Genomic DNA, 20,816 nt, shown 5'->3' on the forward strand with positions numbered 1-20,816 from the left:
TCCTTCATCTGCATTAGTATGTATAGCAATCATCAAAGATCCAATCTGTACATTTGAAAAGTATATTATGAATTAATCTCTTTTTCAACCGCGCTAAAATGTAACCAACTGTCAATGAGAGCCGTCAAAAGTTATGATATGATAATTATAGATTTTACCAATAGCAAAGAGGTAGGAAAATGATTTCGAAGTTTATTGAAAAAAGAATGCTAAACATGTTAGACGAGTGGTATTCCGCAATGAGCAAACGCAAAATGAATCACGTTTGCACACTGAAAGAGAAAATTGATCAGCACCTTCCAAAGATCAAAAAGAACACAAAACTTTGGATGCGTTATCAATTGTTTCAGGCCCGCCATCAGCTGCTTTTTGAAAACCAGAACGGACTCGATTCATTGTTCGATGACCTATATGGCCTGGAAGACAAAATGGATGATGAATTGAAATATTATCTGTATTTTTTCTCTGGGTTATATGAGATGGTAAAAACAGCTCCGAAACATGCAGTACATCATTTTAAAAAAGCTGAACAGTACCTGGCCGCCATTCAAAATACGTTTGAAGCCGCTGATTTATATTATCAAACCGCCGGCGCCTATTACTTGATGAAATCACCGCCGCTTTCCATCCAATACGTCAAAAAAGCATTACACATCTATTTGCACCAATTCGGCTATATCAAAAAGGTAATCACCTGTAAACTTTTGCTCGCCGTGAATTATATTGATCAAGAACGCTATGAAAAAGCTGAACAGCTTTTCAAAGAAATCATTAAGAAAACCCAGCAACTACATGACGAAAACCTGCTATGCCACGCTTATTATAACCTTGGCTTTTTAAAAGCGACCGAGAAAAAAGACCAGGAAGCGCTTCTTTACTTTAGAAAAGTATTAAAGAATCAAGAATTTGAAATGAATTCACCAGTCTCATATCTTCATTGTGTGTACGAGTCTGTCAGAGCGCTTTTTAAAACAGGGAACATCACAGAAGCTAAAGCCGTCCTTCAAAAAGGAAAAGAATTATCTGAAAAGGTAGACATTCAAACCATTTATTTAAAATTAAAAACGCTTGAAGCCCTCTACACCTCAGTGGAAGATCCCTATGAGCAGCTGCTCGAATATGTGCTTGAATTAGAAAAAATCGAGGCGTGGGTGGATTTAGAAGTGCTGTTAGAAGATATTACGGAATACTACAAAAAAAAGGACGATTTCGAAAAAGCCGCTTTTTTTATCATGCGCGGCTGATTGAAAAACGCCCATTTTCTTATTATCTGACTGAATTGATTAAACCGAGCATTTGATCTCCCATTGTGATCGTTCTGCTGTTCAGCTGATATGAACGCTGGGACGTGATCAAATCTGTCATTTGTTCTGAAATATCGACATTGGACATCTCAAGTGAGCCCTGCTGCATGCCGATGTTTTGTCTATTAGCGCCGTTTAGCTCTTCAAAAGCTACCGCATTATCAATAGAGAAAAGGTTATTCCCTTCGGATTTCAGCTCTTGAGGGTTATTCACTTGGACAACGCCAAGATTAAACCGCTGAACCGCGTTTCCGTCAGATGCGGTTAAGGTACCGTTCTTATTGATGGTGATATTCTTCATTGAGCTGTCGATGTTCACTGTATTGCCGTTCTCATCAAGTACGGGATACCCATTTCCAGTGACGAGCTGCAGCTGGTTGGCATTCGCAGCGGACGGCGTTACATACAGCGCCCCGTCCCTCGTATACTGGCGGTTTCCATTTACATTTACCTGAAGATACTGGTATGGAGACGTAAATGCGATATCCAGATCGCGATCGGTCTTCTGAATGCTTCCTTGATCAGAGACCAGGCGTGAATTCATCATCGCTCCGACGCCAAGGCGCAAGCCGGGCGGCGTTTTTCGGGCTTTTGCCACTTCCTCGTTTTTTTCATCAACCTGATCGAATTGCTGTCTGACAAGCTCAGAAAAATTCGTATCTTTTGCCTTATAGCCGGTTGTGTTGCTGTTTGAAAGGTTGCTGCTGATTGTGTCAATCTGCTGCTGCAGCTGGTTTAAGGTTGTTGATGCCGTTAGCATTGACCTGAGCATAGTTGATGTCCCCCGTTTTTTCTTCCGTTATCTTAAATTTTTCCAATTTCATTTGCTGCTTTATCCATACTTTTATCGTAAGCCTGAATAACCTTCTGATTCGCCTCAAACGATCTGTACGCTTCAGTCATTTCTGTATAGGCGCTTGTCACATCCACGTTTGAAAGCTCTGAGACGCCTTGTTTTAATAAATAGGATACCTGATTATTTCCGGCTGCGCTTGGCAGATCATTACCGTCCGCCGTGCTGTACAAATCATTTCCGTCCCGTTTGAGATTGCGGACATCTTCCGCCATTCTGACATCAATCTGGCCGGCTGTGCGTCCGTTCGTTGTCACAGTACCGTTTTCAGACACAGTGAAATTCTCATTATCAACAGTGATTGGCTGGCGATCCGTCGATAAAATAGGGCGTCCGTTGATCGTCAGCTGATTGTTCTCATTTAGTGAAAATGTGCTGCTTTTTGAATAACGGATTCCATCCGCTGTTTGAACCGGATAAAAAAGAGCAGCTTTTTCATTGGTTTCCGCATTCATCGGAACTTGATTTTCGATCAATGCAATGTCTGTAGGCTGGTCTGTGGACTTCAGGCTTCCCTGTGTAAAGAGAGGCTTGAGCTCCTGCATATATACTCCGGTATTCACGGAACCGATTTCCGTCCTTGATGTCCCGGCCGGAGATTTTGATTCTATTCTGCTGAGCAGCATCTCAGGGAACGCGCGCATCGAGCCTTGATCAGCTTTATATCCTGATGTATTTGCGTTAGCAATATTATTTGAAAGCATTTCCGTTCTTCGCTGCTGGGCAATCATTGCGGATGTTGCTGTATATAATCCTTTTAACAAATTTCCCACCTCTAAAAATGGCATTTTTTCCAGTTGTCATATAGGAACGTTCGTTCTATAATAAAAACTCAGTATTTTATCCTATTATCGTCATTTAACATCTTTTCGTGAAGGCTTTTTCATAAAAAAACCTCATTCTTTTTCAGAATGAGGTTTGTGAAATCAGCTTAGTTTGCGTTTAGGAAGCTTGTCCATATTATCAAGCATGACACCTGTGCCGATGGCTACGCAATCCATAGGATTTTCAGCAACGAGGACCGGTACCTTCAGCTCTTCAGCAAGCAGCTGGTCAAGGCCGTTTAAGAGCGCGCCTCCGCCGGTAATAATAACGCCGCGGTCAATAATATCAGCAGAAAGTTCAGGCGGTGTTCTTTCGAGCACTTGTTTCGCAGCCTGAACAATAACAGCGACAGATTCACGAAGGGCTTCTTCAACTTCTTTACTGTTTACTGTAATTGTTCTTGGAAGACCGGAAACCATGTCCCGTCCGCGAATGGAAATTTCCTCGTGACGTGCGTCTGGGAAAACAGTTGCGACTTTAATCTTAATATCCTCCGCAGTACGTTCGCCGATCAGCAGCTTGTACTCGCGTTTGATATAATTTAAGATTTCCATGTCAAACTTGTCCCCAGCCATTTTAATAGAAGAGGAGGTGACAATATCGCCCATTGAAATAACCGCGATATCCGTCGTCCCGCCTCCGATGTCTACAACCATGTTACCGCTTGGCTGGAATATTTCCATACCCGCGCCGATAGCGGCAACTTTAGGTTCTTCTTCAAGGTACACATGTTTCCCGCCGCTTTTTTCTGCAGCTTCTTTAATTGCTTTTTGCTCAACGGATGTAATATTCGTCGGGCAGCAAATGAGCATGCGCGGCTTTGAGAACAGGCCTTTTACATTCAGCTTGTTAATAAAATGTTTCAGCATTGCTTCTGTTACTTCAAAGTCAGCAATAACTCCGTCTTTCAGCGGGCGAATCGCAACAATATTCCCAGGTGTACGTCCAACCATTCGTCTTGCCTCTTCTCCAACCGCCAGCACTTTGCCGCTGTTTTTATCAAGTGCAACAACGGAAGGTTCATTCAGAACAATTCCTTTACCTTTAACATGGATCAGTACATTTGCAGTACCGAGGTCAATACCAATATCCCTTGCAAACATCTATTTATATCCTCCTTGAAAATCTGTTTCACAGTAAATATCCACATTGTGCCCTAATTATATATATTATCATAAAATATAGAAAAAAAGTTGGAAGCACAATAAGTTCTTTACAAATTTTTGCGGATGTTTTATGAACGATTTCAAGAAGGCAATGCCAGGTGATTACGATTGCTGAACAGGCTCTCCTTCGAGAATTTCATCTTTTTTATATTTGAGCTTTGTCGCTTCTCCTCCTCTTAAATGCCTGATGGATTTATGATAATCGAGTATTTCTTTCACTTCGTTTGCCAAGTCGGGGTTAATTTCAGGCAGACGCTCTGTTAAATCCTTGTGTACTGTACTTTTGGAAACACCAAATTCCTTCGCAATGACACGAACGGTTTTCTTTGTCTCCACGATGTACTTCCCTATCTTGATTGTTCGCTCTTTGATGTAATCGTGCACACCACTCGACCTCCCTAAAATGGATGTGAGAAGTGTGAAATGAGATCCGTATTCTGTAAAGAGTCGTTCATTATGCCGCTTCTTCGTTGTATGGTTTTAAAAGTAAGTTTGTGAAATATGCCCACGATCCCTCACCTCAAACACTCTCTTTGTTAGGTTTGTAACAGTGTATTAGCATTCTTTTGGGAATATGCTAAAAACTCAATAAGGACAAGGGGTGAAACAAACTTTTTCAGATTCAGCAAACTATTTCGCGTCACTAAATTTTCATCTTTACAACTATTGATCGCTCCTGTAAAATGAAATAAGCAATTAGTTACTTAGGTAAGTTTTTTAGAAGGAGACCGACATGTCCTACGTCAACAGACACCTCATTCATCAAATCAACCAAAGCGCCCGCCTGATTGCCAAGAAAGCCAATGAACAGCTAGAGCCATTCGGCCTTTATTCATCTCAATGGTCAGTTTTATATTGTTTGCGTACGATCGGACCAATGACTCAAAAAGAGATTTGGTCCTATTTAAATGTGGAAGCGCCGACTGTGACTCGGACGATCAAACGCCTGGAGGAGAACGGCTGGGTTCAGAGACGGCAAGGTGAAGACAAACGGGAAAAACTTGTTGTCCTCACAAAAGAAGCCGAGAAAAAATACGAAGAAATCAATGTGAAAATGCTGAAATTCGAGGAAGAGCTGCTTGCAGATTTCCGGGATGAAGATAAAGAAGCTTTTTCTCATTTTTTCCGCATGTTTTTACAACAATGAAAATAAGGAAGTGACATACATTTGAAAAAAGCGGATGCGATATGGACCAAGGATTTTATTATGGTCCTGCTTGTCAATTTATTTGTGTTTGTGTTCTTTTATACATTTTTAACTGTATTGCCGATCTATACGCTGCAAGAGCTTGGCGGCACAGAATCACAAGGCGGGCTTTTAATCAGCCTGTTCCTTCTGTCTGCGATCATTACACGGCCTTTCTCCGGAGCCATCGTTGAGCGTTTCGGGAAGAAAAGAATGGCGATTGTATCAATGGCGCTCTTCGCCCTATCATCTTTTCTGTATATGCCGATTCATAACTTTTCCCTGCTGCTCGGATTGCGGTTCTTCCAAGGAATTTGGTTCAGCATTTTAACGACTGTTACAGGTGCAATTGCCGCTGATATTATTCCAGCCAAACGGCGCGGTGAAGGGCTTGGATACTTTGCCATGTCTATGAACCTCGCTATGGCGATCGGGCCTTTCCTTGGTCTGAATTTGATGAGAGTGGTAAGCTTTCCTGTATTCTTTACAGCCTTTGCGCTGTTTATGGTTGCGGGCTTACTTGTTTCGTTCTTGATAAAAGTGCCGCAAAGTAAGGACAGCGGTACGACTGTATTCCGTTTTGCGTTCTCGGATATGTTTGAAAAGGGCGCACTCAAAATTGCGACGGTCGGTTTGTTTATTTCTTTCTGTTATTCAACAGTCACATCATATCTGTCTGTATTCGCCAAATCAGTTGACCTTTCGGATATCAGCGGATATTTCTTTGTTTGTTTTGCGGTGACAATGATGATTGCACGCCCGTTCACAGGGAAATTGTTCGACAAAGTCGGACCGGGCATTGTCATTTATCCATCAATCCTGATTTTCTCTGTTGGACTCTGCATGCTGTCCTTCACACATAGCGGCTTAATGCTTCTGCTTTCAGGGGCGGTTATCGGTCTTGGCTACGGATCAATCGTTCCTTGCATGCAAACATTGGCGATTCAGAAATCTCCGGCTCACCGCTCCGGTTTTGCAACGGCAACGTTCTTTACCTTCTTTGACAGCGGAATTGCTGTAGGATCTTATGTATTCGGATTGTTTGTAGCATCTGCCGGCTTCTCTGCCATTTATTTAACAGCGGGGCTGTTCGTTTTAATTGCCCTGCTTCTCTACACGTGGAGCCAGAAAAAACCTGCTGAGACTGAAGGAAAAGTGTCTATTGCAGAATAACTTGTCAGACTGCCGGGAAATCCCGGCAGTCTTTTTTACATATAAAAAACGGCGTCCCTCTCAGTTGAACGAGAGAACGCCGCTTATGGCAATTATTCAATGACAGGCCGCGCAGGTGAATCAGGATCTAACGAAAAATCATAGGACGCTTCATCACGAAACATCGGATCGGCATAAATGGATTGCTGATCGTTTTTTGTTGCTTTTCGATACGAAGAAAATGAATCATATTCTTTCTTTTTCCACATCCATATGCCGTCTTGATCCGCTTCCTTGTGGTACACGTTATGATTGACCGTATTTCCTTCATTTTCTGTAAAATCGTTTCCGATAAATAATCTGGAATCACCGGCCGTCAATATATTCTTTTCAATTGTGTTGTTTTTCGTATCGTACTGCAGCAGCAGCTGTCCGCCGTACAGTCCCTTTGTGTCATTCCGGTACATAATATTGCGGGCAATCAGAGAATTGCTGGTGCCGCCCCGCTTTTTGTCATATCCTCCGATTGAAATACCGGTGTACGCATTGTTGTACACTTTGTTGTCAGTGATCTGAATGGCATTTGCATACTTTCCTTTGTGTTCAGACGTTGCTTCAATCCCAATATCGTTATCGTAAACTGTGTTGTTCTTAATTTCGATATCGTGTCCTCCATCGACATAAATCCCGCCCGCTGAGTATTCATCTCCATAAGCAGGATTGCCGTAAGTCGAGTTTTGATAAACTGTATTGTTTTCTACGACTCCGTTTCGCACGTAATCGTTTTTATCCGCGGTTCCCTCATAACCAATTAGATCAATCCCGATGTTGTTATTGTTGCGGACCACATTGCCTGCAACTGTGAAGCCGTCGATATTACCGTTCAGCACAACTGCTTCACTCGCTCCAAGCGTCAGTTTCTCAACTGTATTGTCCTCGATTCGGATGTCTTTCATGCTGCCAGTCCCATAAACTGCGATTCCGTGAGCATTTCCTTCATCCGCAGTTGTCTTAATACCCCGGATGTGATTATCCTTAATGGCGATATGACTGCTGGACCCTGATACATAAATCCCTATAGCAGTTGCTTCCTCAGATGAAACAGAAAGATCTTGAATTGTTAAACCGCTGATGGCAATGTCATGTTTATCGTGAATACGAATAAGCGGTGTTTCATATTCAGCGTTCGCAACGGATTCACCGCTAATCACGACGTTTTCATTTTCATAGTTTCGGAATGTGATAGGCTTTCCGTCCGTACCGCTGTGCTTTACATCAAGGGTCTCATGATACGTGCCCTCCCGAATCATGACAGTTGTGCCGGCAGCAGCCTTCTCAAATGCGTGTGCCAATGTACGAAACGGCTTTTCTTTTGTTCCTTCATTTTGATCACTGCCATTTGGCGAAACATACAGATAATCCCCAGATCCTTCCTCATTCGCTTTTGTCTTATCATAAACGAAAGCGAGGATGACAGACGTTAAAACACCCGCCAAAAGAATAAAATACCATTTTCTCATTTTCGATTCCCATTTCGTTTTAGAATAGATTTCTAAAACCATTATAAATGTTCTATTTATGGAAAACCATTTCAAAAATATGAAAATATACCGTCTAAATAGATCTTATTCAGCCTGGCGGACCTGCGCATGTTCAACTGTTTCAATTGCCAATGATGCAGGCGGGTGAACACGCATCAGAACAATGTAGAAAAGAAAGGAAATCAGCACACCTACAAACCAAGAAATATCGTATAAGCTCTTCAATACAGGAACATACATGCCAATCAGCGAAATCAGCGCTCCTAACATTGTGGCTGCAAACGCACGGTAATTGTAGCCCTTCCAATACACATACCGTCCTGTTTCGGAATACAGGTCATCTACCGAGAGCTCACGTTTGCGAATGATAAAATAGTCGGCCATCATCACGCCTGCCACCGGTCCAAGCATGCCGCCTATTAAGCCAAGAAACGCATACACGCTTGTCGCGCTCTCCATCAGCTTCCATGGAACCGTAAATAAAGCGAGCAACGCTGTGATAAAGCTGCCACGTTTGAAATTGATATATTTCGGCAGGGCATTCGCTATATCATAAGCGGGCGATACGATGTTCGCCGCGACATTTACAGAGATCGTGGCGATGCAGAGTGTGATCACGGACAAGACGATGACATAAGGGTTATCAAACCGCGCCAAAATATCGACAACATCCCAAATCGGCTCTCCGAACGCGACCTGCGAGCCGGAGGTCACCGTAATACTTGCGAATGCGAACAGCGCAAACGTTCCCGGCAAGCCGTAAAATTGTCCTTTGATTTGCTCTTTTTGTGTTTCAGCAAACCGTGTAAAATCAGGTATATTTAAGATCAATGTCGCCCAGATGCCGATGATGCCAGTAACTCCGGCAGCAAACGGCCAGAATGTTTCTGAAAACGTATGAAACTTTCCTGGTTGAGAGTATATCGGGCCCAATCCTCCGGCAATATCAACGGCCCACCATACCATGCCTCCAAATACCAGATACACTAAAGGCCCTGCCCACACCTCAAAACGTTTAATCGACTCCATGCCGTGATGCAATACGAGTAAATGAATGGCCCAAAAGAATACAAAGGAAAGCAAACCGGACAAGTGAATGCCGAGAATGTTCCACTCGCCGCCAATTTCTCCCCAGCCTGGCCACATATTCAAAAGCAAAATGTTCAGTGCCGTGCTACCCGCAAAGGTCTGGATGCCAAGCCACATGATAGCTGTAAACGCCCTTAGAAGCGCGGGGATATTCGCGCCGTATATCCCGTAAGAAGCCCGAATGATCACGGGAAACGGCAGCCCGTATTTTGCCCCCGCATGGCCGTTTAAGGCAAGAGCGCCAAATAGGATAAGTGATGCCGTAATAATGATCGCCAGCACCTGCCAAGGCGAAAGGCCGATCGCAATTAATCCTCCCACCGTCGCGTAGGTCGGTATGTTATGTATACATCCCATCCAAATGGAGGCAAAGTTCATTGCTTTCCACGTCCGTTTTTCCTGTCCCAAAGGCACCAGATCTTCATTGCTCAGCCTGTTGGATTGCTGCTGACTCTCTTTTAATTTCATAGCCGGCTCCCCTTTCCATATTGTCTATATGTCATCACGTTATGTTTTTTGACATTAGATGTCACTTAATATAACTGAAGAGTCAGACAATAACACTGGCTATGATATACAATTTTCCCGTTTGTATTTGAACAGCTTAAACAAGAAAAAGAGACAGACCTCAGAGCCCGCCTCTTTCTTAAGATGCAGTTTTCATTAATGCAGCAAACCTCACAGCCATTAACAGGCTTGCTCCGCCCGCTATGATCATAATGATTCCCATCATATCAAAATGGGCTGCCGTGATTTCTTTACCAAAAAGAATGCCAAGGATCACCGAAGACAAAATCGATCCTAGGTAACGGCAGGTTTGAAACAGGCCTGAAGTCGTTCCTACCATGTTGGAAGGACTCGTTTTCAGCATCGCTGCCTGAAGCGCGACATTGCTCAGTCCGTAGCCTATACCCAAGAGCGACAGAATGAGCCCTTTACCGATGGTCTGGACATTGATAAAAAAGATGGTTAAGAGCACGGCTCCAGCCGTCATCAAAAGCGCTCCCGCAAAGATCGGCTTGACGACACCAGATCGGTCGATCCATTTGCCGGTTAGAGGTGACACAACGATGCTCATTCCAGACATAAACAGCATAAACAGGCCGCTCGTTTGAACAGAAAGATGCATTTCATCCTGAAAGTAACTTGGCAAACCAAAAAATAAACAATAGAAGAAAACATTCAATAAAATAAACTGAACATACACGGCTGACAGGTTTCGCTGTGTTTTAAACAGACGGACATCAATAAACGGCTTATCCGTTTTCAGCTCGCGCCAGACAAACGCACAGAGCAGAAGCAAGCCAAGCACACCTTCAACCGCATGCGGCGACGTGCTGAACGACAGCAAAAAGGATAGAAGGAAAATGATTCCCCCGGCAAATAAAACAATTCCAAGAATATCGAGCTGCCGAATAATGGTTTTGATTCCTGCCCCTTTTTTCTGATCTTTCGGGAACATATACAGGCCCAATAAGAAGCTGAGGATAATAAACGGCAAATTAACGATAAAGATCGCCGGCCAGCCTCCCCATACAATCAAAAACCCGCCGGCTGTCGGCCCCAGCGCCGTCATGGCGGACGCAAAAATAGAGAGTACAGCCAAGGCTGAAGCTTGGCGCTCATGAATATGATTCCGAATCAAGCCGACACCTGACGGATAAATCGCACTGCTCCCCACCGATTGAAACAGCCGCATGACCAATAATGTCATAAACGTCGGCGCAAACGGCGCCCCGATGGCAGAAACCGCAACAAGAATAAGCCCGAATAAAAACAAGCGTTTCCGCCCAATCAAATCACCGAGCTTTCCCGTTACGGGCTGCGCTACGGCACTCGCCAAGTAAAACGAGGAAATCAGCCAGGAAACCGTTGTAAACGAGAGGTGAAACTCATGCTGGATGCTATGGAGCGCAAGAGAGATCATAGACGAGTTCAGCGGATTCAGCATTGTTCCCGAAGCCACAGCTGTTAAAAAAACAGCTCGGCTTTTTTTCGATAACATCATTTCACTTGTTCCAGAAACTCTTCCGTTGTCCGCGATTTACCGATTCTCGGGAAAATAAAGCGCAGTGTGGCTTCATGCTCTTCATCGCTAAATGTGGACATGGCATCTGTAATAAAAATCTGCTGATAGCCAAGCTGAAATGCCTCCCGTGCTGTGCTTTCCACCCCGATATTCGTTGCGATGCCGCACAATACAATCGTATCAATGCCGCGACGTCTCAGCTGCAAGTCTAAATCTGTGCCAAAAAAAGCACCCCATTGCCGTTTTGTCACAGTATAATCGCCATCCTGCACACCGATTTCCGGAACAAATTCGGCCCAGTCCGCCGGCATTTCCCCTGAACCTCCCTGCGCAGGCTCATCCGTTTGCGGGTTCAGGGCGTCCGCTCCATCATGAAAGGCTACATTTACAAAGCTGATGAACCCGTTATGTTTCCGAAATTCATCTACGAGCTTTTTCGCGTTCGGGACAACCTGGCCGCTTTGATCAATCGGCACAATCCCCTTTTGTAAATCAATGATAACCAATGCTGTTTTTTGAAAATCAATGTTGAGTGTATTCATCATACGTCTCCTCCTGATACTGTTAGTGTTTCTCACATTGCATATTTTACTCTTCACACTGCCTAAGTTCTTTTATGATGCTTGTGAAATTCTCAGAAGGAACGTTTTCTCATGATTTTTCTTTTATGTAGTAGTAACAGGTTGTGCATACGAACAAACCGGCAAGCACTGTAATCATAAGGGGCGTCATCGCTTCATCACCTGCCTGCTGTCTATCGGTTCCTGCCTGAAAATGCCCATGAATTTGCGGCGGTCCATCCAAAGCAGGATAAGACACATAACCATTAATATCGTGCTAAGATCCTGCACGCCAATATCAAAACAATAGTTAATCAAGACGATGTTCACAATAATGGGCATAAAAATAACCGCCCCTAATGCAGCCGTTCGCGGAATCAGTAATAAAACAGCTGCCAGGATTTCACCAAAACCTATAAACAGTTCATAGACATGAGAATAACCGAAAAATGTCCACACGATCGTAAACCCCTTCCCGGCAGCCGCCTCGATTTCAGGCGTCACCTCGCCAAACTGGCCAATTACCACTTTCGCCAGACCGTACACGAAAAAATTAAAGGCTAAAAACAATCGGAACGTCGCGGGAATCGACTTGCGTACCGCTTTCCTCAGCCTGCCGCCTTTCTTCATCATACATCCCCCTCAGTGTATTATTTGATATAGTACACTTAATACAGTATAGAGTATTCTAATTAATGTCAATTCCCTTTTCAGCTCATATGAATAGCTTCTTTTATAGATACAAAGTCTTATATCGTAAAAAATGCCGTTCTCCTTTCTTTCCGTCCCTCGATAACATTCCTTAAAAACCATGTCAGGAAATCTTACATGAAAATGTTTTATCATTCTTTTTTCTCTATAATGAAGAAATATAATAATTGCTTTTTATTCTGAAAGATACGGAGGAATGAGACATGCAAATGGGCGATACAGTTTTTATGTTCTTTTGCGCTTTACTCGTGTGGCTGATGACCCCGGGATTAGCGTTATTTTATGGAGGAATGGTAAAGAGCAAAAATGTGCTGAGCACTGCCATGCACAGTTTCTCTTCCATTGCCATCGTTTCCATCGTTTGGGTGCTGTTCGGATATACACTTGCCTTCGCACCAGGCAATTCAATCATCGGCGGGCTGGAGTGGGCCGGCCTCAAAGGGGTCGGATTTGATCCGGGAGATTACAGCGATACCATCCCCCACTCGTTATTTATGATGTTCCAAATGACGTTCGCCGTTCTGACTACAGCGATTATTTCCGGGGCCTTCGCAGAGCGGATGCGATTCGGCGCTTTTCTTTTATTCTCGGTTTTATGGGCCTCTTTGGTTTACACACCCGTAGCGCACTGGGTATGGGGCGGCGGCTGGATCGGCCAGCTTGGAGCGCTCGATTTTGCTGGCGGCAATGTTGTTCATATTTCCTCCGGTGTGGCAGGACTTGTTCTTGCCATTGTGCTCGGCAAACGGAAAGACGGTACAGCGTCTTCTCCGCATAACCTCATTTACACCTTCTTAGGAGGAGCTTTGATTTGGTTCGGCTGGTTCGGCTTTAACGTCGGCAGCGCTTTGACTTTAGATGGTGTAGCCATGTACGCGTTCATCAACACAAACACCGCGGCTGCAGCCGGGATCGCCGGCTGGATCTTAGTAGAATGGATCATTAACAAAAAACCGACAATGCTCGGAGCGGTATCTGGGGCAATCGCCGGGCTTGTCGCCATTACGCCGGCTGCCGGATTTGTCACACCGTTCGCTTCCATTATTATCGGCATCATCGGCGGAGCTGTTTGTTTCTGGGGAGTATTCTCGCTTAAAAAGAAATTCGGATACGACGACGCGCTTGACGCCTTTGGCCTGCACGGGATCGGCGGCACATGGGGCGGAATCGCAACAGGATTATTCGCAACAACCTCTGTTAACTCAGCGGGCGCAGATGGGTTATTTTACGGTGATGCAAGCTTAATCTGGAAACAAATCGTCGCCATCGCCGCCACTTATGTTTTTGTATTTATTGTCACTTTCGTTATTATTAAAATTGTAAGCCTCTTCCTTCCCCTTCGCGCAACTGAAGAAGAAGAGTCACTTGGGCTTGACTTAACGATGCACGGGGAAAAAGCATATCAAGATTCTATGTGAGGAGTGACGCTATGAGCGGTCAAATGTTCAAGGTAGAAATTGTAACGCGTCCGGCAAATTTTGAAAAGCTGAAGCAGGAACTCGGAAAAATCGGAGTGACCTCTCTGACTTTCTCCAATGTACACGGCTGCGGCCTTCAAAAAGCACATACGGAGCTCTATCGAGGGGTAAAAATAGAAAGCAATGTATACGAGCGTTTAAAAATAGAAATTGTGGTCAGCAAGGTTCCTGTTGATCAAGTGACAGAGACCGCTAAAAGGGTGCTGAAAACGGGATCACCAGGTGACGGTAAAATATTTGTCTATGAAATCAGCAATACGATCAACATCCGCACAGGCGAAGAAGGACCTGAAGCACTTTAATATCGGTACGAGATTCGGACACTCCGGATCTCTTTTTTTGTGCACAGAATCCCCCCAGAAACCGCGATTCCTCTTCGAATTCTCTTCAAGCGCCGTTATTTCAGACAATCTCTATTTTTATTTGAAACTTTTCATGAGTAAGATTAGTCTACTAAATATAAAAATGTAAAAGGTGATTATTTGAACTACGAAATTTTTAAAGCAATCCATGGACTATCTCATCACAATTCAGTTCTCGATTCCATTATGGTCTTCATCACGGAATATGCCATTGTCGCCTATGCCCTTATCCTATTGGCAATCTGGCTGTTTGGGAACACACAAAGCAGAAAACATGTGCTATACGCAGGCATCACAGGAATTGCAGGCCTTGTGATCAACTATTTGATTACGCTTGTTTATTTCGAACCGCGCCCGTTCGTTGCGCATACAGTGCATACACTGATTCCGCATGCTGCGGATGCTTCATTTCCAAGTGACCATACGACAGGTGCATTAGCGATTTCTATTGCGATGCTTTTCAGAAACCGCAAAATCGGCTGGCCGCTTGTCATTTTTGGGCTTTTGACAGGCTTTTCGAGAATTTGGGTGGGACATCACTATCCGGTAGATGTATTGGGCAGCCTCGTTGTCGCCATCATTATCGGGTTCCTTTTCTTTAGATTTTCAGATCTGCTTCGCCCGTTCGTCGATTTGGTCGTGAGGATCTACGAAGCCATTATCAATAAACTGACGAAAAAACCAACCGATCAAAATTTCTAAGAAAGACAAAAGCCGGCGTCTGAAATCAAGACAGCCGGCTTTAATATTTCTCATACATCTCTTGTTTTCTTCGCTTCGCCAACACATATAAACCATAAAACAACCCAATTCCAACAGCATCGATGAGCACATCCCGGATACAACCATTCCTGCTGAAGAAGAGCTGAAGAACTTCTGTGAAAAAAGCAAACGCAAATGAGCCGGCTGCAGCTGATCTTATGCTGCCCCGCTGTTTCCACAGCAAATATGTCAGCACAAAGAAGGAAAACGCGTGTCCGATTTTTTGAATAAACGCTTCAGGTACAGTAAGCTCAGTAAAATCCATAACTAAAAATTGAGACAGATCAGGGTGCGGCTGAAAATGAAAAGCCACCGTTTGCGATACGACCATGCCGCTGAAGCTTTCCGTACAGACAGAAAGCAGGATAAAAAAGATCCAGCCTGCGAGCAATAGGCGGTTCATGACATAACCTCCTTTATAACGTACGTGCCTACATGTAACTACATAGACGGTAAAACAAAGCAAAAAGTAACAGAAAAAAACGCCCATCACAAGGATAGACGTTTTCTTCATTAAGACTGTTCAGTGTCTTCTGTTGTGCTGCTTTCTTTAGAACCAGATTTGTCAGTTGAATCATCCTTTTTCTCACCGGATTTTTCTTCTGTTCCTTTTTCAGTTGATCCGTCCTTTTTCTCGGAAGATTGCTGAATGGATTCTTCTGTTTCTTGGGTGGCAGCTTTTTCAATAGAAGAAACTGGTTTGTCCATAAAGTTTAACGGATTCATTGCAACCCCATCTTTACGGATTTCAAAGTGCACGTGGTTTCCGCTGTCTTCACTGTAAAGGTTCTTGCCAGATTTTCCGATCACTTGATTTTGTTTTACTTTGTCACCTTGCTCTACGCTTACTTCGGAAAGAGATTGATACACAGTCGATAAACCGTCGGCATGTTCTACTTCCACAACATATCCCAGCACTGGATCTTTTTCAGCTTTAACAACCGTACCGCTCAGAGAAGCAGAGACATCGAAATCTTTTCCGTCTTTCTCAGCTAAGTCAATTCCTTTGCTTAGGCTGTACGTGTTATTATAGGTAACGAGTGCTGCTTCTTTCTCTTCTTTTGCGGCATCGGTTTCATAGAACTTTTTCACAACAGAAACGTTTTCAGAATCAACAACCGGCATTGCGACATTTTCCATTGACTTTCCTACTTCAACTGCATCGTCGTTGTTGTCATATGCGGAGTTTCCGCCGTTATCAGCCAACTGATCCTTTACCTCATCATTTGATACTGATTGATACCAAAGGACAGCTGTTAAAATGACGGCCGCACTGACTAAGTAAATTGCAGGGAACACCCAGCGTTTACGAAAAAACTGCTGAAGTTTTTTGACTTGAGAAGTTTTCTTTTCTTCCTCTCTCATTGTTTCATCACCTCAGCAACATTCTGAACACTTTTCTGAAAATATATACAACCTATCCAAAAAAACTTTTTTAGATGTAGTTTGCACAGACTGAACGAAAATATGTATTTTTTTGAGAGGAGTGCCAAAAACGTATGAACATGACATTGCGTCTTGCTGAACATAGAGACTTGGAGGCTGTTGTGGCGATTTATAATTCAACGATTGCTTCTCGAATGGTAACAGCCGATACCGAACCGGTAACTCCTGAAGACCGGATGGAATGGTTTTCGGGACATACAGAGTCACGTCCGCTCTATGTGGCCGAGGATGAAAACGGAAACGTCGCTGCCTGGATCAGCTTTGAAACATTTTATGGAAGGCCAGCCTATAATAAAACAGCGGAAGTCAGCATATACATTGACGAAGCATGCCGCGGCAAAGGTGTTGGATCATATTTGCTTCAAGAAGCGCTCCGCATTGCCCCGAATCTTGGCATCCGCTCACTTATGGCCTTCATTTTCGGGCATAATAAACCAAGCCTGAAGCTGTTTGAAAAGCACGGGTTTGCAGAATGGGGACTATTCCCCGGCATCGCCGAAATGGACGGGAAAAGATACGATTTAAAAATTTTAGGGAGAGAGCTTTCATGATTAGTCTGGATAAAGATGAAAACGAAATTGAACATCATAATGAAGAAAATAGCCTTGTTGAACAGGAGACTGCACCTGTTGGACAGGAGAGCCGCCAGCTGAGCGCCTCCGCTGTCAAGTCGCTATCCGACATTGCCAAGTGGGGCAAAATTTCTGGCATCTTGTTAATCATTATGGGATCGCTTGTCACTCTGTCTGTTTTGATGACAGTGATTGGCGCCATCCCGGGCGTACTGCTCATTATTTCAGGCGTATTTTTGATGCGCTCAGCAAAAGCAGCCGCGGAAGCCGAAGGAAATCTAACCGGCAGCGCTGGCGAAAGCATGCTTGAAAATTACGGGACATTTATAAAAATGCAGCTGTTTTATGCAGCATCCAGTATCGTTACTGTCCTGATCGGGATCATTGTAGCCATTTTCGTGCTGGTGGTAATCGGCATTGCTGCTTTTGAGAACACGCCTTCGTATGATGATCCGGATTCTTATTATTATGAGGATGATCCGGTGTTTGAATAATGATGAGACAGGACAGGGCATGAGTTCCATATAAACGGAACCATGCCTATTTTATTTGACTATTCAAAGCAGGCCGGCGTAAACACCAAATCCTGAAGCAAGCATACAATAGACATCTCTAGTAGAGGAAATCAACAAAGCAACGCTGTTACCCAGAAATGAATATCAAAAAAACGGATGAAGTCGGAATCAATCCGAAACCGCACTTTTTATTTCGGGTGTCTGCATGCAAAAAAACACACCCGGATCGTCTGGAAAATCTCAACAATCCGGGTGCAGATCTTCTTTAATACATTTTTTTGCGTCTGTCTTCCTCAGTCAAAAATTCAACAAAACTCCGCATCGCAAAAGGCTCTTCCTTTATTTGTCGTGCGTAGGAGCTTTTCCGCTCTTCTGAAAGGATTTCGCTCTTTTTGATCCTGTTCAGCATATAGATGTGAACCGTTTTTTGGATTTGTTTATGCTGATAGCCTGCCTCTTTAAAAAATGCGAGCCCGAGCGCCGCCAAAAGGGCGAATATGCCTGCGCTGATCAGGGACTCCCTGTCAGCTGAAGCATGAAATAGAAAAGCAGCTAAATTAAAGAGAGAGAATGCAGCAAGCGGAATAGCAAGAAAACGGTAAATGACGGTTTTTTTCATGAAAGGCTGTACGGCCTTTTGAATTTTTTGCATTTCTGTTTTGATGAACCCCGGCATTTGTTCGACTCTGTAAAAGTTCATATAATCCTCCCCCTTTATTTGATGTTTCAAGCTTCACGAACGTTATCATATGTGTTTATTTTAACGCAGGTGCAAGCTGGTTTTAAAGAAATCTGCCCGTATTTTTCACGAAGAATCTGGATCGCAGCTCTTTATTCTTTTAAAATGTGAGTGTTATAATTTGTAATGGGAATCAGATCACTGTTATTCATGGAATACTAATGGCAATCTTCTTGATAAATATGAATGAGCGGGGTTACAAAGTGAGTATTTCTTCCATCCTTTTATCACTTTTTTTCATTTTAAATATTCTTTTGGCCATCATTGTCATCTTCAAAGAACGGCGCGATGCCAGTGCATCTTGGGCGTGGCTGCTTGTTCTTTTCTTTATTCCCGTTTTAGGCTTTATTTTATACTTATTATTCGGCCATAATCTCAGACGCAAGCATTTGTTTCAATGGGAAGACCGGAAAAAGATTGGAATTGAAAGGCTGCTGAAGCATCAGCTTGAAGATTTAGAAACCAAGCAATTTCAGTTTAACAACCGGGCAACCTTTGATAACAAAGATTTAATTTATATGCTGATTATGAATAACCATGCTGTGTTTACAGAGGATAATTCAGTTGACGTCATTACAGATGGACGGGATAAATTTCAGCGGCTGCTGAGTGACATTTCAAAGGCTAAGGATCATATCCATTTACAGTATTATATTTATAAAGGCGATGAATTAGGCAAAAAATTGCGGGACGCTCTCATCCAAAAGGCGAAAGAAGGTGTTCAGGTCAGAGTGCTTTATGATGAACTCGGGTCCAGAACGCTGAGAAAAAAGTTTTTTAAAGAGCTTCGCGAGGCTGGCGGGCATGTGGAGGTCTTTTTCCCGTCAAAGCTCAGGCCGATTAACCTGCGGCTGAATTACCGGAACCATCGAAAGCTTGTGATCATAGACGGTATGACCGGTTATGTCGGAGGCTTTAACGTCGGAGATGAGTATCTAGGGCTTAATCCGAAATTCGGTTATTGGCGGGATACGCATATCCGGCTGCAAGGAACGGCCGTGCACGCCATCCAAACACGATTCATCCTTGACTGGAACCAAGCTTCTCATCACCATACGCTGACATATATTCCAAATCACTTTCCTGATTACGGCCCAAAAGGCAACGTCGGGATGCAGATTGTCACAAGCGGCCCTGATTCGGAATGGGAACAAATTAAAAATGGCTACATCAAAATGATTTCGAACGCCAAGCGTTCCATTTTGATACAAACACCTTATTTTATCCCAGATGCAAGCCTGCTGGATGCTTTAAGGATCGCTTGCCTTTCGGGCATTGACGTTAACATTATGATTCCGAACAAGCCCGATCACGCCTTTGTATACTGGGCGACACTTTCGTATATCGGCGATCTGCTGAAAGCCGGAGCCACTGTCTATATTTACGATAACGGCTTTATTCACGCGAAAACCATCGTGGTGGATGACGAAATCGCTTCAGTCGGCACAGCGAACATTGATGTCCGAAGCTTCAGGCTGAATTTTGAGGTTAATGCATTTATTTACGATATCACCATTGCTAAAAAACTGGTTTCAACTTTTAAAGAAGATTTGCTAGTATCCAGAAAATTCACCTATGAGGAGTATCTGCAGCGCCCGTTGTGGATTCGAATAAAAGAATCCGTCTCGCGGCTGTTGTCGCCGATCTTATAAGATGCGAAAACCCCCGGCCTTTACGGCCGGGGATTTTCCTGATGGTCACAGTAAATGATGATCGCCTCCCGCAAAAAAGCGGCAAGACCTTCTCCATATTGATTGATTGAATCGGTAAATCGCTCGTCAGTGATATACACTTCCCCAAGTCCTCTGAAAATGTCGAGTGTGCAATCGTAATGATATTGGCAAATATGATCGCGAAATGCCCCCACTGCGGCCTGAACCTCTGCATCATCGGGCCCATGCTTCATTCGCGCCGCAATTCGTCTGTAAATCGAATCAAATTCAGCCATGATCGAGCGCCAATCATCTGCCGAGTATGCAGATGTCCTTTTCTCTGTTTCTTCTGCGATTTCCTTACCATACAGCTTTCTGACTTCATCAGCGTATGTCTGCTGATGCTCTTCAATGTCTTTCATGCTTAATCCGGCAAATAAATCCCTCTTATTCATCGTTTCCCCTCCATCAACGGACAAAAGCGTCCTGTCAATTGTTTGAATCATCTCATCCATTCTTTGTTTTTTCTTCATCAATATCTCCTTTTGCGACTGAAGTGCCGCTTTCCGGTCAAAATTCGGATGATCCAGCATCTCTTTAATCTCATCCAGACGAAACCCGATTTCCTTGAAAAATAAAATCTGCTGCAGTCTTTCCAGGTCTGCGTCACTGTACAAACGATACCCAGCATCAGTAAGCGCTGAAGGATTCAGAAGCTCAATATTGTCATAGTGATGAAGCGTCCGAATGCTAACGCCTGATATCTCCGCCACTTGTTTAACTTGATATTTCATACATAACACCTCCTCTTTTTTATCGTAAACAATCACGCAACGTTAGGGTCAATCCCCAAAATGTTATTTTCTATACAAAA

General features: G+C 43.7%; 24 protein-coding genes. 10 read left to right on the forward strand and 14 right to left on the reverse strand.

Annotated elements, in window-relative coordinates:
- The first annotated feature begins 179 nt into the window (after positions 1 to 179).
- Positions 180 to 1,244, forward strand: coding sequence for an aspartate phosphatase RapD (rapD, locus tag MHB62_RS18860; RefSeq protein WP_014481149.1), 1,065 nt, complete (start codon positions 180 to 182; stop codon positions 1,242 to 1,244).
- Positions 1,245 to 1,266: 22 nt separating this feature from the next.
- On the opposite strand, the gene flhP is transcribed toward rapD, so the two are convergent.
- From flhP to MHB62_RS18885, 5 genes are all read right to left on the reverse strand, one after another.
- A complete protein-coding gene (gene flhP, locus MHB62_RS18865) occupies positions 1,267 to 2,076 on the reverse strand; it encodes a flagellar hook-basal body complex protein FlhP (RefSeq protein WP_032722673.1) in 810 nt (269 codons plus the stop codon).
- Positions 2,077 to 2,108: 32 nt separating this feature from the next.
- A complete protein-coding gene (gene flhO / locus MHB62_RS18870) occupies positions 2,109 to 2,921 on the reverse strand; it encodes a flagellar hook-basal body complex protein FlhO (RefSeq protein WP_032722674.1) in 813 nt (270 codons plus the stop codon).
- Between the two features lie 162 nt (positions 2,922 to 3,083).
- A complete protein-coding gene (mbl, locus tag MHB62_RS18875; RefSeq protein ID WP_003227776.1) occupies positions 3,084 to 4,085 on the reverse strand; it encodes a cell shape-determining protein Mbl in 1,002 nt (333 codons plus the stop codon).
- Positions 4,086 to 4,250: 165 nt separating this feature from the next.
- The gene (spoIIID, locus tag MHB62_RS18880) at positions 4,251 to 4,532 is read right to left on the reverse strand and encodes a sporulation transcriptional regulator SpoIIID (RefSeq protein WP_003221804.1); all 282 of its coding nucleotides are present in this window, start codon (positions 4,530 to 4,532) and stop codon (positions 4,251 to 4,253) included.
- A gap of 14 nt (positions 4,533 to 4,546) precedes the next feature.
- Positions 4,547 to 4,657, reverse strand: a complete 111-nt coding sequence (locus MHB62_RS18885; RefSeq protein WP_010886628.1) for a protein usd — start codon at positions 4,655 to 4,657, stop codon at positions 4,547 to 4,549.
- A gap of 224 nt (positions 4,658 to 4,881) precedes the next feature.
- Here MHB62_RS18885 and MHB62_RS18890 point away from each other — a divergent pair, with 224 nt between their 5' ends.
- Together MHB62_RS18890 and MHB62_RS18895 are read left to right on the forward strand one after the other, a co-directional pair.
- On the forward strand, positions 4,882 to 5,295 hold the full coding sequence (locus tag MHB62_RS18890; RefSeq protein ID WP_032722675.1) for a MarR family winged helix-turn-helix transcriptional regulator: 414 nt from the start codon (positions 4,882 to 4,884) through the stop codon (positions 5,293 to 5,295).
- Positions 5,296 to 5,316: 21 nt separating this feature from the next.
- Positions 5,317 to 6,507 (forward strand): MFS transporter, encoded by a 1,191-nt coding sequence (locus MHB62_RS18895; RefSeq protein WP_032722676.1) that lies wholly within the window; start codon positions 5,317 to 5,319, stop codon positions 6,505 to 6,507.
- Positions 6,508 to 6,599: 92 nt separating this feature from the next.
- On the opposite strand, the gene MHB62_RS18900 is transcribed toward MHB62_RS18895, so the two are convergent.
- The 5 genes from MHB62_RS18900 to MHB62_RS18920 form a co-directional block, all read right to left on the reverse strand.
- Positions 6,600 to 8,006 (reverse strand): nitrous oxide reductase family maturation protein NosD, encoded by a 1,407-nt coding sequence (locus tag MHB62_RS18900; RefSeq protein WP_032722677.1) that lies wholly within the window; start codon positions 8,004 to 8,006, stop codon positions 6,600 to 6,602.
- A gap of 105 nt (positions 8,007 to 8,111) precedes the next feature.
- Entirely contained in the window at positions 8,112 to 9,584 is a 1,473-nt protein-coding gene (pucI, locus tag MHB62_RS18905) for an allantoin permease (RefSeq protein ID WP_032722678.1), read from the reverse strand.
- Positions 9,585 to 9,762: 178 nt separating this feature from the next.
- Complete coding sequence (locus MHB62_RS18910; RefSeq protein ID WP_032722846.1) at positions 9,763 to 11,121, reverse strand: MFS transporter; 1,359 nt, start codon at positions 11,119 to 11,121, stop codon at positions 9,763 to 9,765.
- Entirely contained in the window at positions 11,121 to 11,690 is a 570-nt protein-coding gene (locus MHB62_RS18915) for an isochorismatase family protein (protein WP_032722679.1), read from the reverse strand. Before MHB62_RS18915 ends, MHB62_RS18910 begins: the two co-directional genes overlap by 1 nt.
- Before the next feature lie 183 nt (positions 11,691 to 11,873).
- Positions 11,874 to 12,338, reverse strand: coding sequence for a hypothetical protein (locus tag MHB62_RS18920; RefSeq protein ID WP_003227759.1), 465 nt, complete (start codon positions 12,336 to 12,338; stop codon positions 11,874 to 11,876).
- Between the two features lie 281 nt (positions 12,339 to 12,619).
- On the opposite strand from MHB62_RS18920, the gene amtB reads away from it, so the two are divergent.
- The 3 genes from amtB (at position 12,620) to bcrC (ending at position 14,958) form a co-directional block, all read left to right on the forward strand.
- Positions 12,620 to 13,834: an ammonium transporter AmtB gene (amtB, locus tag MHB62_RS18925; protein ID WP_003227757.1), complete on the forward strand. Its 1,215-nt coding sequence runs from the start codon at positions 12,620 to 12,622 to the stop codon at positions 13,832 to 13,834.
- Between the two features lie 11 nt (positions 13,835 to 13,845).
- Complete coding sequence (locus MHB62_RS18930; protein WP_003221829.1) at positions 13,846 to 14,196, forward strand: P-II family nitrogen regulator; 351 nt, start codon at positions 13,846 to 13,848, stop codon at positions 14,194 to 14,196.
- A gap of 180 nt (positions 14,197 to 14,376) precedes the next feature.
- Entirely contained in the window at positions 14,377 to 14,958 is a 582-nt protein-coding gene (gene bcrC, locus MHB62_RS18935) for an undecaprenyl-diphosphate phosphatase BcrC (protein ID WP_003243362.1), read from the forward strand.
- A gap of 40 nt (positions 14,959 to 14,998) precedes the next feature.
- On the opposite strand, the gene MHB62_RS18940 is transcribed toward bcrC, so the two are convergent.
- Positions 14,999 to 15,421, reverse strand: a complete 423-nt coding sequence (locus MHB62_RS18940) for a VanZ family protein (RefSeq protein ID WP_003227753.1) — start codon at positions 15,419 to 15,421, stop codon at positions 14,999 to 15,001.
- A gap of 110 nt (positions 15,422 to 15,531) precedes the next feature.
- Positions 15,532 to 16,383, reverse strand: coding sequence for a stage II sporulation protein spoIIQ (gene spoIIQ, locus MHB62_RS18945; RefSeq protein ID WP_003227751.1), 852 nt, complete (start codon positions 16,381 to 16,383; stop codon positions 15,532 to 15,534).
- A gap of 140 nt (positions 16,384 to 16,523) precedes the next feature.
- On the opposite strand from spoIIQ, the gene MHB62_RS18950 reads away from it, so the two are divergent.
- From MHB62_RS18950 to MHB62_RS18960, 3 genes are all read left to right on the forward strand, one after another.
- Positions 16,524 to 17,015: a GNAT family N-acetyltransferase gene (locus MHB62_RS18950; protein WP_010886629.1), complete on the forward strand. Its 492-nt coding sequence runs from the start codon at positions 16,524 to 16,526 to the stop codon at positions 17,013 to 17,015.
- Positions 17,012 to 17,530 (forward strand): DUF5362 family protein, encoded by a 519-nt coding sequence (locus MHB62_RS18955; protein ID WP_003227749.1) that lies wholly within the window; start codon positions 17,012 to 17,014, stop codon positions 17,528 to 17,530. Before MHB62_RS18950 ends, MHB62_RS18955 begins: the two co-directional genes overlap by 4 nt.
- A gap of 158 nt (positions 17,531 to 17,688) precedes the next feature.
- Positions 17,689 to 17,820 carry a hypothetical protein gene (locus MHB62_RS18960; RefSeq protein WP_003227748.1) on the forward strand — a complete coding sequence of 44 codons (132 nt, stop codon included), beginning with the start codon at positions 17,689 to 17,691 and terminating at the stop codon, positions 17,818 to 17,820.
- Here MHB62_RS18960 and MHB62_RS18965 read toward each other — a convergent pair.
- Positions 17,817 to 18,251 (reverse strand): DUF5392 family protein, encoded by a 435-nt coding sequence (locus MHB62_RS18965; protein WP_003244359.1) that lies wholly within the window; start codon positions 18,249 to 18,251, stop codon positions 17,817 to 17,819. The genes MHB62_RS18960 and MHB62_RS18965 overlap by 4 nt on opposite strands.
- 242 nt (positions 18,252 to 18,493) lie before the next feature.
- On the opposite strand from MHB62_RS18965, the gene cls reads away from it, so the two are divergent.
- Positions 18,494 to 19,942, forward strand: a complete 1,449-nt coding sequence (gene cls, locus MHB62_RS18970) for a cardiolipin synthase (RefSeq protein WP_003243311.1) — start codon at positions 18,494 to 18,496, stop codon at positions 19,940 to 19,942.
- Between the two features lie 20 nt (positions 19,943 to 19,962).
- On the opposite strand, the gene mta is transcribed toward cls, so the two are convergent.
- Complete coding sequence (mta, locus tag MHB62_RS18975) at positions 19,963 to 20,736, reverse strand: transcriptional activator Mta (protein WP_032722680.1); 774 nt, start codon at positions 20,734 to 20,736, stop codon at positions 19,963 to 19,965.
- Positions 20,737 to 20,816 lie beyond the last annotated feature (80 nt).

Source organism: Bacillus sp. FSL K6-0255, from assembly GCF_045040725.1.
GTDB lineage: Bacteria > Bacillota > Bacilli > Bacillales > Bacillaceae > Bacillus > Bacillus subtilis.

What these genes read in the sequence shown, in the direction of transcription:
- rapD (WP_014481149.1), top strand. Translation starts at nt 180, where the DNA reads ATGATTTCGAAGTTTATTGAAAAAAGAATGCTAAACATGTTAGACGAG.
- MHB62_RS18930 (WP_003221829.1), top strand. Translation starts at nt 13,846, where the DNA reads ATGAGCGGTCAAATGTTCAAGGTAGAAATTGTAACGCGTCCGGCAAAT.
- mbl (WP_003227776.1), bottom strand. Translation starts at nt 4,085, where the DNA reads ATGTTTGCAAGGGATATTGGTATTGACCTCGGTACTGCAAATGTACTG.
- spoIIQ (WP_003227751.1), bottom strand. Translation starts at nt 16,383, where the DNA reads ATGAGAGAGGAAGAAAAGAAAACTTCTCAAGTCAAAAAACTTCAGCAG.
- MHB62_RS18965 (WP_003244359.1), bottom strand. Translation starts at nt 18,251, where the DNA reads ATGAACTTTTACAGAGTCGAACAAATGCCGGGGTTCATCAAAACAGAA.
- flhP (WP_032722673.1), bottom strand. Translation starts at nt 2,076, where the DNA reads ATGCTCAGGTCAATGCTAACGGCATCAACAACCTTAAACCAGCTGCAG.
- MHB62_RS18890 (WP_032722675.1), top strand. Translation starts at nt 4,882, where the DNA reads ATGTCCTACGTCAACAGACACCTCATTCATCAAATCAACCAAAGCGCC.
- MHB62_RS18940 (WP_003227753.1), bottom strand. Translation starts at nt 15,421, where the DNA reads ATGAACCGCCTATTGCTCGCAGGCTGGATCTTTTTTATCCTGCTTTCT.
- MHB62_RS18960 (WP_003227748.1), top strand. Translation starts at nt 17,689, where the DNA reads ATGAATATCAAAAAAACGGATGAAGTCGGAATCAATCCGAAACCGCAC.
- MHB62_RS18920 (WP_003227759.1), bottom strand. Translation starts at nt 12,338, where the DNA reads ATGATGAAGAAAGGCGGCAGGCTGAGGAAAGCGGTACGCAAGTCGATT.
- MHB62_RS18955 (WP_003227749.1), top strand. Translation starts at nt 17,012, where the DNA reads ATGATTAGTCTGGATAAAGATGAAAACGAAATTGAACATCATAATGAA.
- MHB62_RS18950 (WP_010886629.1), top strand. Translation starts at nt 16,524, where the DNA reads ATGACATTGCGTCTTGCTGAACATAGAGACTTGGAGGCTGTTGTGGCG.
- MHB62_RS18900 (WP_032722677.1), bottom strand. Translation starts at nt 8,006, where the DNA reads ATGAGAAAATGGTATTTTATTCTTTTGGCGGGTGTTTTAACGTCTGTC.
- pucI (WP_032722678.1), bottom strand. Translation starts at nt 9,584, where the DNA reads ATGAAATTAAAAGAGAGTCAGCAGCAATCCAACAGGCTGAGCAATGAA.
- MHB62_RS18915 (WP_032722679.1), bottom strand. Translation starts at nt 11,690, where the DNA reads ATGATGAATACACTCAACATTGATTTTCAAAAAACAGCATTGGTTATC.
- MHB62_RS18910 (WP_032722846.1), bottom strand. Translation starts at nt 11,121, where the DNA reads ATGTTATCGAAAAAAAGCCGAGCTGTTTTTTTAACAGCTGTGGCTTCG.
- amtB (WP_003227757.1), top strand. Translation starts at nt 12,620, where the DNA reads ATGCAAATGGGCGATACAGTTTTTATGTTCTTTTGCGCTTTACTCGTG.
- mta (WP_032722680.1), bottom strand. Translation starts at nt 20,736, where the DNA reads ATGAAATATCAAGTTAAACAAGTGGCGGAGATATCAGGCGTTAGCATT.